The following is a 15229-nucleotide window of genomic DNA, read 5'->3' on the forward strand; positions in this document are numbered from 1 at the left end:
ATTAAAATCCCTCCGTTTTTATTTTTTTGTTTCCTAACGATTATATATATTAAGCCTATAGCCTGTAGCCAAATAGCTTTTTTAATGGTATTATCGCCGCACCCAATGCCGATGAATCCTCTCCGATTTTTGATGCTACTACTTCTACTCTGGAGGCCGGATACTTGAGTGCCTTCGCTGATGCAATACTTTTTAAGTGATCCATTATATCTTCAGAAAATTTGACCAATTCTTTTCCAAGAACTATTTTAGAAGGGTTTACAGTATTTATAAGGTTTGCTATTGCTAGTCCCAAATATCCTGCTGACTCTACCAGAATTATTCTGGCTGATTCGTTTCCTTCACCTGCCAGTCTGAAAATATCATCGACAGTTATCGCTTCAATGTTCTCAAAGTCCGTTATCAAACCCTGCCTTACCAACTTTTGTGCTTTCTCTACCATAGTTCTTGCCGAGACCAATGCTTCAAGACAACCATAGTTTCCGCAGGCACATCTTGGCCCATTCTGGTCAACGGTTATATGACCTATTTCCCCTGCACTTCCACAACATCCTCTGTACAGATTCCCGGCTGCAAATATACTGGAGCCTATTCCCGACTTCATATTTATACATACAAAATCACTTTCATCCATACAGCACCCTATCCAGTTTTCACATAATGCAGAACACATTGCTTCATTATCAACATATATAGGAAAATCTCCAATTCCGTCCATCATGTGTTCCAAATCTACCTGTTCCCAACCAAGATTCGGAGCGAATATTATCTCATGTGTAAGGTTGTCGACCATTCCCGGAACGGATACTCCCACTCCGAGTAATCTTTCGTGTCCAATATTGTGGTTATTTATAATTTCAGCTATCTTTTCTTCCATAAGTCTTATTGACTCTGAAGCGGCCCGGGCAAAATCACAGGATATCTTATCCTTGAATTCAACTTGCCCGGTAATATCCATTAAAATAAAACGAATATAGTCAATGTCAATGTCCACTCCTATGGAAAAATAGCTTCTCGGGGTTAATTCATACAGTATTGGCCTCCTGCCACCCTTGGATGTTCCTATTCCTGCTTCACGAATGTAACCTTTGTCAAGCAGATTTGTTACTATTGTTCCACACGCAGTAGGTGAAAGTCCGGTTATTTGTGCAAGCTCAGCTTTTGATACTTGCTTGTTTATTCTTATTAATTCGAGTAATGATGTCTCATTAATCTCTTTTAATAGCTTATTATTTCCGGCTTTACCCAACCTCATAAATCAACCCCCATATACTGTAAATTTACACAGAACTAACTGTATAAAGCTTATTTCAATATTGTGCTAAGCTGGGTAAAATCATCTTTTAATGATTTGTAGAGCTTTGTATACAGCTTGTAGAAATCATCATATTTATTTATTCTATCTTCAATCGGAGCAAGAGTGTCTTTAACCTTTATAACATCTTCACAAGCTTGAGGAACGCTGTCATATATACCTGCACCAACTCCTGCAAGGATTGCTACACCCAAAGCCGGTCCTTCATCAGAACGGATACGGTTTATATTGGTACCGAATACGTCAGCCTGCATTTGTCTCCAGATTCCGCTCTTTCCGCCTCCGCCTGAAGCTCTTACCTCTGATATATCTACACCCATTTCCTTAATTATTTCAAGGCAATCCCTCAAGCTGAAGGTTACACCTTCCATTATTGAACGGATAAAGTGTGGTTTTGTGTGCTTTGCAGTCAGACCAAAGAATACACCTTTTGCATTTGGATCAAGGTGAGGAGTTCTTTCTCCCATCAAATATGGAAGATAAATAAGACCATCGCTGCAAGGTTTTATAGTTTCAGCTTCCGCATCAAGGAGCTTGTATACATCAATGTCTGAAAGTTCAGAAGTCATCATTTCTTCCATACAGAAGTTGTCTCTGAACCATTTGAGTGAAAGTCCAGCACCTTGTGTAACACCCATTACATGGTAGGTATTAGGTACAGCGTGGCAGAATGTATGCACTCTTCCAAGAGGGTCTATTGTAAGCTTGTCTGTATATGCAAAAACAACACCTGATGTTCCGATAGTAGATGATACTATACCTGACTTAACAATACCGTTTCCAACTGCACCTGCAGCTTGGTCACCGGCACCGCCGACTACAATTGTTCCGGCGTTTAGTCCTGTCTGGTCTGCTGCTGATGAAGTAACCTTTCCGGTAACTTCCTGAGATTCATACATTTTACCAAGCATTGAAGTTGATAATCCCAATTTATCAAGAACTTCGGTACTCCACTCTCTTTTTGCGATATTCATTAACTGCATACCGCTGGCATCAGAAACCTCAGTAGCGTACTCTCCTGTTAATCTAAATCTGATATAGTCTTTTGGTAACAATATTTTTGCTACTTTTTCAAATATCTGAGGCTCATTATTTTTAACCCACATGATTTTTGAAGCAGTAAACCCTGTAAGTGCCGGGTTTGCAGTAATTTCTATCAATCTCTTCCTACCAATGAGGTCAGTAATCTGATCACATTCAGCAGCACTTCTCTGGTCACACCAAATTATGGCATTTCTTAATACTTTGTCATCCTTATCCAGTAAAACGGCTCCATGCATCTGTCCGGACAATCCAACGCCCTTAACCTCTCTTTTATCAACGCCACTTTTTAACATGACATTATTTATACTTTCGCATGTGCCCTTCCACCATTCTTCAGGATCCTGTTCAGCCCAGCCAAGGTTAGGCTGATAAAGAGGATATTCAACTGTAGAGCTTGCAACAGGCTTTCCAGCCTCATCAAATAATACTGTTTTTACACCCGATGTTCCTAGATCAATACCAATAAGAAAAGACAATGTATAGTCCCCCTCTCCAAAGTATACTTTATAATATTATATTATAAAGTATACCAAGCTATGATAGTTTTGTCAAAATATATTTCGGTTTTATAACTTAGTTTTTGTACAAACTTTACAAAGAATCATAATCAAGGTATTCATGTTTATGGTTTGCAAATTTTTTATTTAAATACATAAATTTAATAAATAAAATCATTTATTTTAATATGCCTTATAAAAATAAAAAGGGCAGAACAATAAGTTCCACCCATACTATATTCAAAATATATTTTTAGCTAATATAATGTTATCTCGAACCTGTCAAATTTAATTTCCTCACCGAAGTGATCGCCATTAAAACTGGTTTTTCTATATAATCCAAAATCTGTGGTATTCTTTTTAAGCCAAATCGGAACTTCTATATCAAGTTTCTTGCAAACCTGAATAAGGCATTCCTCAAGTTGGTCCCTGAAATCCTCGGATGTTCCCTGCGGTTCAGCCCACGCTTCATTTATGAGTTTTCCCTGCTTTATTATTCTGCCATAGAGCTTCAATTGATTTGATCCCCTTATATAATTAGTTTTTCTTTAATACTATTATACAGTAAATCAAAAAAAATACAGCCGACATTTAAACATATTTGTAAAAATTGTTATTCTAAATATCTGACTTCATTAGTTTGTGCTCTACCGAATCCACCAACGCTCGCCAGCTGGCTTCAATTATGTCGGAAGATACCCCCACAGTCGTCCAGACTTCCTGTCCATCAGTAGTTTCTATCAGAACTCTAACCTTTGATGCAGTCGCAAAATTAGAATCAAGTACCCTAACCTTGTAGTCAGTAAGCTTCATTTCCGCTATTTTGGGATAAAACCTCTCCAAAGCTTTTCTTAAAGCTTTATCAAGTGCGTTTACAGGTCCGTCTCCTTCTGCTGCAGTTATCTCTGTCTGCTCTCCTACAACTATTTTTATCATGGCAGATGAATTTACACTATTTATGGTTGGTTCATTTACTATAACTTTAAACTCTTTCAATTCAAAGAAAGATTTGTATTTACCAAGCATTTTCCGGATAACAAGTTCAAATGAACTTTCCGCACCTTCATACTGGTAACCCTCATACTCAAGCTCTTTCAATCTTTCAATTATTCTTTTGGTTTCAGAGGAATCCTTGGTTATAGTACTGTCTATTTTGTTTATGATGTTCATAACCGCACTTCTGCCTGCCACTTCGGACATAAGAATTACACGCTGATTTCCCACAACCTCAGGATTTATCATTTCGTAGGCAGAAGTGTTCTTATTTACCGCATCAGCATGCATTCCAGCTTTGTGTGCAAATGCACAGTTTCCAACGAAAGGTGCTCTTTCGTCATGTATTATATTTGCAACCTCACTTACAAACCTTGCAGTAGGTGTAAGATAAGACATATTATCACTGGGTATACACTTATATCCCATCCTAAGCTGAAGGTTTGGGATAATTGTGCAAAGATTGGCATTCCCGCATCTTTCGCCAAAGCCGTTAATTGTTCCCTGTATCTGTACCGCTCCTGCCTCTACCGCAGAAATAGACCCTGCTACGGCCATTCCGTTATCATTGTGGCAGTGAATTCCAATTGCACAATCAACCGTTTCCCTTACTTTCTTTGTAATTCTGGCTATATGGGAAGGCAGTCCTCCTCCCTTGGTATCACAAAGGCATATGATATCCGCTCCTGCATTACATGCCTTCTTCAAGGTTTCAATAGCATATTCGGGATTTGCATCATAACCGTCAAAAAAATGTTCCGCATCGTAAACAACAGTTTTTCCTTTTTCTTTTAAAAATTTGACTGTATCATATATCATATTAAGATTTTCGTCCAGAGTAGTTTTTAATATATCAGTAACCTGAAAATCCCAAGACTTTCCAAATACAGCTATCGCTTCGGTACCTGCATGTAGAAGAGATTGTATGTTCACATCATCTTCTGCTTTTATATTTGCCCTTCTGGTTGACCCAAAAGCAATTATTTTGGACGTCCTCAATTTCATTTTTAATACTCTTTCAAAAAACTCAAGATCTTTCGGATTTGAACCGGGATTACCCGCTTCAATGTAGTCAATACCCAGTTCATCAAGCTTTGAAACAATTTTCAGTTTATCCTCAACTGTAAATGATATTCCCAGCGCCTGAGCCCCATCTCTCAAAGTTGAATCATACATGATTATTTTGTTATTCTCCATATAATTTCTCCTTTCTTATAAAATAAATTAACCTGCCTTCCTCGGGAATATCAGGTATTCAAAGCTAAAAAAGCAGCCCTTAAAGGGGCTGCTTTTTTTATCAAGCTCCCCTTACTGGTTAATTATGCTTTCTCCAATTTCGCTTATTGATCTGTTTATTGCATTCAGGTATGCCTTAACACTGGCCTCAATGATGTCAGTACTGACACCCTTGCCCATAAATACGCTGTTATTATTCGATATTTTTACGGTTACCTCACCAAGTGCATCTTTACCTTCCGTAACCGCCTTTATACTATAATGCACCAACTCTGCATTAACCCCCGTAGCTCGCTCAATTGCGTTAAAGGCTGCATCTACAGGGCCATCTCCCGTTGCAGCTTCTGTTATGATTTCCTCATCTTTTTTAATACTGACTGTTGAGGTTGATATCATTTTATTTCCGCTGTTTATCTGAAAGCTGTCTATTACAAAGATTTCAGGAACCGCAATGTTTTCATCCACCAGTGCTTCTATATCCTTGTCAGTGACTACTTTTTTCTTGTCAGCTAAATCTTTAAATTTTGCAAAAGCAACCTTTACTTCTTCATCAGACAGGGAGTAACCCATCTCTCTCAATCTTTCTTCAAAAGCGTGATGCCCTGAAAGCTTGCCCAGAACCATTCTGTTCTGACCCATTCCCACTGATTCAGGAGTCATAATCTCATAAGTGGTCTTTTCAGAAAGCACACCATGCTGATGTATTCCTGATTCATGTGCAAATGCGTTTGCTCCCACGATGGCCTTATTGGGTTGTACATTCACACCTGTCAGGCTTGAAACAAGTCTGCTTGCTCTGTATATCTGGGTTGTGTCAATCTTATGTGTTATATCATAGTAATCTTTTCTTGTATTTATACCCATTATTATTTCTTCTATAGCAGCATTCCCAGCTCTTTCACCAAGACCGTTAATTGTACACTCAACCTGTACAGCTCCATTTGCAACTGCTGCAAGCGAATTAGCAACAGCGAGGCCTAAATCGTTATGACAGTGAACGCTTATATCTGCCTTGTCAATATTGGGTACATTATTTCTTATATTCCTTATAAGTCTTCCGAATTCCTGCGGTGTTGAATATCCCACCGTATCGGGAATATTTACGGTTGTGGCTCCTGCATTGATAACAGCTTCCACTATACGATACAGAAAATCCTCCCGGGTTCTGCTGGCATCTTCTGCTGAAAATTCAACATTGGAACAATAGCCCTTCGCATGTTTTACCATGGCAACAGCCCTTTCCAGCACCTCTTCCTCTGTCATTTTCAGCTTGTATTTCATATGGATATCGGAAGTAGCAATAAAGGTGTGTATTCTTGGGCTTTCCGCATACTGAACCGCCTCCCAAGCCCTGTCTATATCTTTTTCTACAGCACGGCACAGACTTGCTATTGTAACCCCTTTCAGGTTTCTGGAAAGTGTCATTATTGATTCAAAGTCACCGGGGGAGGCAATGGCAAATCCACCCTCAATAACGTCTACACCCAGCCTTACCAGTTGCTTTGCTATTTCCATCTTCTCCTGGAGATTAAGGTTAACACCGGGTGTTTGCTCTCCATCCCTTAATGTGGTATCAAATATCTTAATCGTTCTGGCCATATTAATTCCCCCTTACATTCTCATATTCATAAATATCTAAAATTAAAATAAATTAATAAAATCAACAATTCTGTTTGTGAATTAGTAAGCTTATAAAAGCTATACTAATTCATCAAACATATTCTTTTTATATATTATTATTACTTTTTCAACCAGCTCATCATTTTTCTAAGCTCTGCTCCTACTGTCTCCAACTGGTGTTCAGATTCATTTCTTCTCATTGATATAAAGTTTGCTCTTCCGGCTGCTTTATTTTCAATTATCCAGTTGGCAGCGAACTTACCATCCTGAATTTCTTTAAGCACCTTTTTCATTTCTTTTCTGGTTTCGTCTGTGATTATTCTCTTTCCTGTTACATAATCACCGTATTCTGCAGTGTCACTAATGGAATATCTCATTTCGCCGAAGCCGCCCTGATTGATAAGGTCTACAATCAGCTTCATTTCATGTATACACTCAAAGTAAGCTATTTCAGGCTGATATCCTGCTGCAACCAATGTTTCAAAACCGGCCTTCATTAATTCTGTTACACCGCCGCAAAGTACAGCCTGTTCACCGAACAAGTCGGTTTCTGTCTCTTCTCTGAAGGTTGTTTCAAGTATCCCTGCTCTGCCTGCTCCAATGCCGGAAGCATATGCCAAAGCGTATTCCTTTGCTTTTCCGGAAGCATCCTTTTCAACTGCAATCAGTGCAGGAACACCTCTTCCTTCCTTGTACTGACTTCTTACAGTGTGGCCAGGGCCCTTTGGTGCAACCATGATTACATCGACATCAGCCGGAGCAACTATCTGCTTGAAGTTTATATTGAAGCCGTGTGCAAACATAAGGATGTTACCTGCTTCAAGGTTAGGTGCTATACACTCTTCATACATTGCCGCCTGTTTTTCGTCAGGAATGAGAATCATTATGATTTCAGCCATTTTCGCTGCCTCTGCGGTATCATAAACCTTCAACCCGTCAGCCTCAACCTGCTTTCTTCTTGCAGACGTCGGAGTAAGTCCTACTATTACATTAACTCCGCTGTCCTTTAGGTTTTGTGCATGTGCGTGCCCCTGACTTCCGTATCCTATAACCGCTACTGTTTTTCCCTCCAGTAGTTTCAAATTGCAGTCACTGTCATAATACATTTTTGCCATATTCTTAAGCCTCCCAATATTTTAATCATTGCAATTCTATATAATTGCATTGTTTTTATGTTGACTATATTTCTTCCGTACTTCCTGCCTTAATATACTTATTGCCTCTTTCAATGGCAATTGTACCTGTTCTTACGATTTCCTTTATACCAAACTGCCTGAGCATATCCTCAAGAGCCCTGACTTTATCACCGGAACCTGATATTTCAACTGTTAATGTATTTTTTGATACATCTACAATTTTTGCTCTGAATATTTCAACTATCTGCACTATTTCAGACCTTGTAGAGGATGTTGCATTAACCTTTATCAGAGCAAGTTCACGGCTGACGGATTCAGAATTTTCCAAAGCCCTTATCTTGATTATGTCAATTAACTTATTAAGCTGCTTGCTTACCTGCTCAACGGTATATTCGTCTCCGTCAACTACAATAGTCATTCGTGATACTTCAGGATTCTCTGTTACCCCTACTGCAAGGCTATCAATGTTGAACCCCCTCCTGCTGAATAAACCTGCTACTCTGGACAATACTCCGGAGCGGTTTTCAACCAGTACAGAAAGTGTATGCTTCGCCATTTCTTATTCCCCCTCTGTCTAAACCGTTTCTTCTTCAGGATCAATACTACATTCCAGCAGATATACATTATCATCAGCAAGGAATCTGTCCAATGCACTGTCAATCTGCGAATTACAGGATATTCTTTCAGATTTGAATCCATAGGCTTCCGCTATTTTAACGAAATCAGGATTATCATCAAGAAATACCTGTGAATATCTCTTTTTATATTTGTTCTTCTGTATTTCTCGAACCATACCAAGCCTGTTGTTATTGAGTATGAGGATTTTTACTCCCAGCCTGTTCTGCTTTATGGTACCCATCTCCGGCATTGACATCTGAAAACTTCCGTCACCGCCTATAACAACTACCGTACTGTCAGGTTTGCCTGTCTTGGCTCCGATGCCCGCCGGAAGGCCATAGCCCATAGTTCCCAATCCCCCTGAGGTAATAAAAGAACCCGGTTTTCTTGCAATAAAATTGTTTGCGGCCCATATCTGATTCTGTCCGACTTCCGTAACTACTATTGCGTCATCATTAAGTCTTTTTGAAAGTTCAGCTATAAGCTTCTTAGGGTTTACATAACTGCTTTTCTCCGTTAATTCAACTTTATTCTTTTTAACAGCCTGTTGCAGACTATCGAGCCATTGTGAAGTATTACAGTTTTGAATAGACTTATATAAGTCCTCAACAATCAATCCGGCATCTCCTACCACAGGTATCGTGGTACTTACATTTTTCCCTATCTCGGCAGGGTCAATGTCAATATGAATTATTCTAGCCTTTTCAGCTATCTTGCCGGCTGTTCCCAAAGCACGATCTCCCACTCTGGCCCCGATTATTATAAGGAGGTCAGTGTTATGTACCGCATAGTTGGCTGCATATACTCCATGGGAACCTAACATTCCTAAATTCAAAGGATGGCCTACCGGGATTGAGCCGATTCCCATTAACGTTGTCACTACAGGTATTTGATACTTCTCTGCAAGCCTTGTCATTATTTCCGAAGCCTTTGCAGAAATAACTCCCCCTCCTGCACAAATAACCGGCCTTTGTGAGCCCGAAACCGCCTCAGCAATCTTTTTTATCTGCTGGGGATGACCTTTGTAATTTGGCTTATATCCCTTAATATCTACCTCATTTGGATATCTGAAATCAAGTATATCTGTCTGTATGTCCACAGGTACATCTATCAGTACTGGCCCAGGCCTACCGGTAGATGCAATATGGAAAGCTTCTTTTACTATTCTGGGTAAATCCTTGACGTTTTTTACCAAGTAATTATGCTTGCAGAAGGGTTCTGTAGCTCCAGTAATGTCTGCCTCCTGAAACACATCCCTGCCTATCAGATCAAGGGATACCTGCCCTGTAATAGCTACCATTGGAATTGAATCCGAATATGCAGTTGCAATCCCTGTTATAAGGTTTGTCGCACCGGGCCCCGAGGTAGCCACACACACTCCTGTTTTTCCGGTAACTCTTGAATATCCGCTGGCAGCATGTGCTGCTCCCTGCTCGTTTCTTGTAAGTGTGTGATTGATATCTGAATCCAGCAGTGCATCATAAAATGGACAGATTGCCGCACCGGGATATCCGAAAATTGTAGTTACGTTTTCCAACTCAAGTGCCTTTACCAATGCTTGAGCTCCTGTTATTTTCAATGGCAATCCTCCTTTTTTACTATAGGTTATACTCAGATTAGTTATAAAAAACCCCTCATCTCTGCTATTACGCAGGGACGAGGGGATAATTCCACCGTGGTACCACCCTGATTTGATGCAGTTTATAAACTGCATCCTCAGTGAGCAACCGGACGCGTGTCCGTGCTCCATAGCTATATCGTTGCCAACGCCGATACTTAATCAAGTTGAATCTTTGGGTATCGGGCCTCCGGAATGAGTTATACATGTATTTACTGTACCGTCTTCCACCAACCGCCGGCTCTCTTTAACAAATCAATACATCTTGTTTTCCATCATAAGCTATATTATGATAATTAATTCTTACAAAAGTTGTAAGTCTTGGTTTAGAAATAATTATAGCATCATATTTATAGAGCGTCAATAAAAGGCATTTAACGTTTTCTGACCAGTTTAGCTTGAGTTTTTAATGTTTTATGTTGTTGGGTAAATCGCAGCTCATAATCCTGAATATTCAAATAAATCAAAATCTGCCGTATTTCTGCTGTCATAACCATTGCTGCTGGCGAACATCCCTACATATGTCCCAATAAATCCCCCTGCTACATCAGTACTCAGTATTCTTCCGTCTACATTGAAAGCCAGTTCTATAAGCTGATTTTCATCCCCGAAGTAAAAGCTGTAATCCTGTCCGCATGCCTGAACTACCATATGAATACGTTTGTGCGTAATTTCCTTTTGAGCAATGATGCTTTCCTTTCCGTCAGTACATACGACCAGCCTTATTATATTTTTCTCACCAGAGCGGGTACACTCTAACCTCATATGATAATTGTTATTTTGTATTACTAATATGCCTGCCGCTTCATTTTTGTTCTCAGGGGAAAACTCCATTATTGTTTTGGCCCGAAAATTAATATGCTGCTGGCGCCTGCCAATATAGCCGGGGTTTTTCTGCTCAGTTATTTTTACAGGTCTCAGCTTTAACCTTAAATGCCCCGGTCGGTCGGTAAGGCTGTAAAAGTTTTCTCTTGGAGTGCGTACAAAATTCCATTCAAACCCAAGCTTTTCATTGTCAAAATGGTCACAAGCCGTTACTTCAACCGGATTATCCGAAGGAAGCTTAGGTCTTTCATACGTAAACTCGACTTTTCCGCTTAAAGGACTTACTACCGGCCAGCCATCTTCCCATGTAACGGGAATAAGAAATGTTTCACGGCCAAGGTTTCTGTAGTATCCTCCATACGGCCTTGATGCCAGCGCTACCATCCACCACTCGCCGTTTTGGGTTTCAATAAGGTCGGCATGGCCTACATTTGCAATAGGGTATTTTCTTCCCAAATGCCTGTGGGTAAGAATAGGATTTCCTTTGCAACCCTCATACGGGCCTGTTATACATTTGCTTCTGGCAATTGTAACCGAATGGTGATAGTCTGTACCACCTTCAGCAATCATAAGATAATAATAGCCGTTAATTTTATATATATGTGGTCCTTCAGGCCACACAGCATTCTTCATTGCGCCTCTCCACAAGCCATATCTCGGGCCTGTCAGCTGCATCTTCCCAGTGTCCAGTTCCCGCATCCAGATTTCGTTGTCTCCATAGTAGGTTCCATCAGGTGCATCATTGGTCCCCATAAAATATATCTTTCCGTCATCATCAAAGAAAAGTGACGGGTCTATGCCGGGTGCATCTTCTAGCCAGTATGGTTCTGACCAAGGGCCTTCCGGTTTTTCCGCTGTTATTATAAAGTTGCCCTTTTTCCCTACGTTGGTACATGCTATATAAAACAAGCCTTTATTATATCTGATGGTTGGAGCATATATCCCTTGGGATTGTTCAAGTTCATCTAAGTTAAGCTGAGTCGTTCTCTCTAGGGCATGTCCTATTTGTTTCCAGTTAACTAAATCCTTGCTGTGGAAAATCGGCAGTCCCGGAAAATATGTAAAGCTTGATGTAACAAGGTAATAGTCATCGTTTACACGGCATATTGACGGATCCGGATAAAACCCCGGCAATATGGGATTACTGAAATAATTACAATCTTTTTTTGTCAAATATAACGCCTCCCTACAGAAATATTTATTTTGAGTATCCGGAAATGTATCATCCCCGAAATAAGGATGATACATTTCAATAAGGATAGTTTAGCACAGTTTATAAGTATTTTTCATTTATTGTCCTATAATTTCCAAAAACCTATCCTTGGATATATAATTTGTTTCCTCTATCAAGGCTCCGTTTTTGTAGAACCTTAAATAAGGTATCTCTGAATTTCCCAGCTGCTCCTCCTTGAAGGTTTTGAATTCTTCAAAATAGTCGGTGGTATTATACACTAACTCATATACATCAATATCCACTATAATATCCGTACTATCATATAACCATGTTTTCAGCGCCTGCCACTGGGGACACCAATCCTGTGTTAATATTATAAGTACTATTTCCTTTGAAGCTGTTATACTCTTGTCAAAATCCCCGTTCTGTATAGCATTTAAAGCCTGTTCCTTTTGTATTTCTGCTTTATTTATCATAAGTTCCCGTCCTTTAATGTAGTATGTCCTTATTTATTATTTTCTTAGCTGCTTAAAAAATTCTGTTAATATATTTCCACATTCCTCGAACATTAATCCATATACTACATCAACCCTGTGATTAAATTGCGAAACTCTGAATAAATCCACCACTGACCCTGCAGCACCCGCCTTTTTGTCCATTGCTCCTATATAAAGAGTCTTTATCCTTGATTGAATGATAGCACCTGCACACATGGAACACGGCTCCAGAGTAACATACATGTCACATCCGTCCAGTTTCCAGGTTCCAAGCTCCTTTGCAGCTTCTTTCAAAGCCTCTATTTCGGCATGGGATGTTACATCTAGCTTTTCTTCCTTTTGATTACGACCCCATGCTATAATCTCTCCATCCTTCACAATAATCGCTCCTACCGGGGATTCACCCTTTTCATATGCCTCTTTTGCTTGTTCAATTGCCGCAAGCATAAATTTCTCGTTTCTGGTGTACATTCCGGGTACCTCCATTAGTAGTATTTCATATTCAATACTATATATTATAACTCCGGAGGTACGGAATTAAATATTTTTATAAGTCAGTACCATAACGAAATTATAAACATATTATGTTATCAGAATGTCAGCTTTTTTTAAGCTGCGTTAGTATTTGTATAAAAAGGAGACGTATACATGAAAAAAGCTTTAATTACGGGAATAACAGGTCAGGATGGGTCATATCTTTCTGAGTTTTTATTAGATAAAGGGTACGAAGTTCACGGTATTGCCAGAAGAAGTAGCAGCCTGAATACTCAAAGGATATCCCATCTTCTTGAGGATAATAGCGGAGAAAATTCACGAATATCCCTTCATTTCGGGGACTTGTCCGACTCCGGCAGTCTAAACAAACTTATATATATGATAGAACCCGATGAAGTTTACAATCTGGGTGCACAAAGTCATGTTAAAGTGTCTTTTGACATTCCTGAATACACTGGCGATGTTGATGCACTTGGAACTGTAAGACTTTTGGAAAGCATCAGAGAAATTAACCCTCGTATCAAGTTCTATCAGGCTTCCTCAAGCGAATTATTCGGTAAGGTGAGAGAAACTCCTCAAAGTGAGACTACTCCCTTCTATCCCAGAAGTCCATATGGCGTATCTAAAATGTATGCATACTGGATTACAGTAAACTATCGTGAAGCATATGACCTTTTTGCATGCAATGGAATCCTTTTCAACCATGAGTCTCCCAGACGCGGAGAAACTTTCGTAACCCGTAAGATAACCAAAGGTATCGCCGACATAGTAAATAGGAAAACAGACAAACTTTATCTCGGCAACATTGATGCAAAAAGGGATTGGGGTTTTGCAGGGGATTATGTGGAAGCAATGTGGCTCATGCTTCAGCAGAATGAACCCGACGATTATGTCATAGCTACAGGGGAAACCCATACTGTAAGGGAGTTCTGTAATCTTGCATTTAAACATGTAGGAATAACGCTGGATTGGCAAGGCTCCGGAGAGCAAGAAAAGGCTGTAGACAGTACTACCGGGAAAGAGCTTATTAATATCAGCAGTAAATTCTTCCGGCCTACGGAGGTAGATTTGCTTTTGGGTAATCCGTCTAAAGCCAAAAGCCAACTCAAATGGGAACAGAAGGTCTCTTTTGAGGAACTAGTTAAGATGATGGTCGAAAGTGATTTAAATGGGGAGATGAAATAATGAATAAGGAAAGTAAAATCTATGTAGCCGGACACAACGGTATGGTTGGTTCTGCAATAGTAAGGAGACTGCAGAAGAACGGCTATGAAAATATTTTATGTAAAAGTCACAAAGAGCTTGACCTTACAGACCAGGCCTTAACGGACCGTTTTTTTATGGATGAAAAACCGGATTATGTTTTTATCGCAGCTGCAAAGGTTGGAGGAATACATGCCAACAACTCTTTTCCTGCAGACTTTATAATGGAGAACATGCTTATAGAGTGCAACTTAATAAAAAGTGCTTTTAAATATGGAGTTAAAAAACTGCTGTTTTTAGGCAGTTCGTGTATATACCCTAAATTATGCCCTCAGCCCATAAAGGAAGAATATCTTCTGACTGGTGAACTTGAGCCTACCAACGAAGCATATGCCCTTGCAAAAATATCAGGTATAAAAATGTGCCAATCCTATAATAAGCAGTACGGTACCCGGTTCATTTCCGCCATGCCTGCAAGCCTTTATGGGGTTAATGACAGATTTGATGTAAACAATTCCCATGTTATTCCTTCAATGATTATCAAATTTCATGAAGCAAAAATGAAAAATAAGCCTCATGTTGAGCTGTGGGGTACAGGAAACCCTTTAAGGGAATTTCTTTACGTTGATGACATGGCAGATGCATGCTTGTATCTTATGCAAAATTATGATAGCAATGAGTTTATCAACATAGGTTCGGGTCAGGAAATCAGTATCCGTGACCTTGCAGAAACAGTAAAGCACGTAACCGGATACGATGGCAAACTTGTTTTTGATACTACCAAGCCTGATGGTACACCAAGGCGTGTACTGGATAACACTAAAATACATAAGACAGGTTGGAGACCTCAGGTTGATATGGAAGAAGGGCTGCGCAGAGAGTATGAATATTATCTGAAATATGTTTTTACCTAAAAATAATTTTTGCCAGTATTCTCGATAAAAATTGAGGCAGTATC

At 39.6% G+C, this 15229-nt stretch carries 13 protein-coding genes and 1 other annotated feature; of the genes, 2 read left to right on the forward strand and 11 right to left on the reverse strand.

Annotation, left to right across the window (positions count from 1 at the left end):
- Positions 1-55: 55 nt before the first annotated feature.
- The 11 genes from L323_RS23605 to tadA form a co-directional block, all read right to left on the reverse strand.
- Positions 56-1255: an ROK family transcriptional regulator gene (locus L323_RS23605; RefSeq protein ID WP_020814113.1), complete on the reverse strand. Its 1200-nt coding sequence runs from the start codon at positions 1253-1255 to the stop codon at positions 56-58.
- Between the two features lie 50 nt (positions 1256-1305).
- On the reverse strand, positions 1306-2835 hold the full coding sequence (xylB, locus tag L323_RS23610; protein WP_020814114.1) for a xylulokinase: 1530 nt from the start codon (positions 2833-2835) through the stop codon (positions 1306-1308).
- A 278-nt stretch (positions 2836-3113) separates the two neighbouring features.
- Positions 3114-3371: a hypothetical protein gene (locus L323_RS23615; protein WP_020814115.1), complete on the reverse strand. Its 258-nt coding sequence runs from the start codon at positions 3369-3371 to the stop codon at positions 3114-3116.
- A gap of 103 nt (positions 3372-3474) precedes the next feature.
- Positions 3475-5046 (reverse strand): citramalate synthase, encoded by a 1572-nt coding sequence (cimA, locus tag L323_RS23620; RefSeq protein WP_020814116.1) that lies wholly within the window; start codon positions 5044-5046, stop codon positions 3475-3477.
- A 111-nt stretch (positions 5047-5157) separates the two neighbouring features.
- On the reverse strand, positions 5158-6684 hold the full coding sequence (locus tag L323_RS23625; RefSeq protein WP_020814117.1) for a 2-isopropylmalate synthase: 1527 nt from the start codon (positions 6682-6684) through the stop codon (positions 5158-5160).
- Positions 6685-6824: 140 nt separating this feature from the next.
- The gene (gene ilvC, locus L323_RS23630; protein ID WP_020814118.1) at positions 6825-7820 is read right to left on the reverse strand and encodes a ketol-acid reductoisomerase; all 996 of its coding nucleotides are present in this window, start codon (positions 7818-7820) and stop codon (positions 6825-6827) included.
- 64 nt (positions 7821-7884) lie between these two features.
- Positions 7885-8397 (reverse strand): acetolactate synthase small subunit, encoded by a 513-nt coding sequence (gene ilvN, locus L323_RS23635; protein ID WP_014315504.1) that lies wholly within the window; start codon positions 8395-8397, stop codon positions 7885-7887.
- Between the two features lie 18 nt (positions 8398-8415).
- Entirely contained in the window at positions 8416-10038 is a 1623-nt protein-coding gene (ilvB, locus tag L323_RS23640) for a biosynthetic-type acetolactate synthase large subunit (RefSeq protein WP_020814119.1), read from the reverse strand.
- Positions 10039-10108: 70 nt separating this feature from the next.
- Positions 10109-10365 (reverse strand) — a binding site (T-box leader).
- Between the two features lie 150 nt (positions 10366-10515).
- Entirely contained in the window at positions 10516-12075 is a 1560-nt protein-coding gene (locus L323_RS23645; RefSeq protein WP_020814120.1) for a glycoside hydrolase family 43 protein, read from the reverse strand.
- A 117-nt stretch (positions 12076-12192) separates the two neighbouring features.
- Positions 12193-12552: a hypothetical protein gene (locus tag L323_RS23650; RefSeq protein WP_020814121.1), complete on the reverse strand. Its 360-nt coding sequence runs from the start codon at positions 12550-12552 to the stop codon at positions 12193-12195.
- A 36-nt stretch (positions 12553-12588) separates the two neighbouring features.
- Positions 12589-13044, reverse strand: coding sequence for a tRNA adenosine(34) deaminase TadA (gene tadA / locus L323_RS23655; protein WP_020814122.1), 456 nt, complete (start codon positions 13042-13044; stop codon positions 12589-12591).
- A 177-nt stretch (positions 13045-13221) separates the two neighbouring features.
- Here tadA and gmd point away from each other — a divergent pair, with 177 nt between their 5' ends.
- Positions 13222-14253 carry a GDP-mannose 4,6-dehydratase gene (gene gmd, locus L323_RS23660; RefSeq protein WP_020814123.1) on the forward strand — a complete coding sequence of 344 codons (1032 nt, stop codon included), beginning with the start codon at positions 13222-13224 and terminating at the stop codon, positions 14251-14253.
- On the forward strand, positions 14253-15185 hold the full coding sequence (locus tag L323_RS23665) for a GDP-L-fucose synthase family protein (protein ID WP_020814124.1): 933 nt from the start codon (positions 14253-14255) through the stop codon (positions 15183-15185). The genes gmd and L323_RS23665 overlap by 1 nt, the downstream gene beginning before the upstream one ends.
- Positions 15186-15229 lie beyond the last annotated feature (44 nt).

The sequence above is a fragment of the Ruminiclostridium papyrosolvens C7 genome (genome assembly GCF_000421965.1).
GTDB classification, from domain to species: Bacteria; Bacillota; Clostridia; order Acetivibrionales; family DSM-1351; genus Ruminiclostridium; species Ruminiclostridium papyrosolvens_A.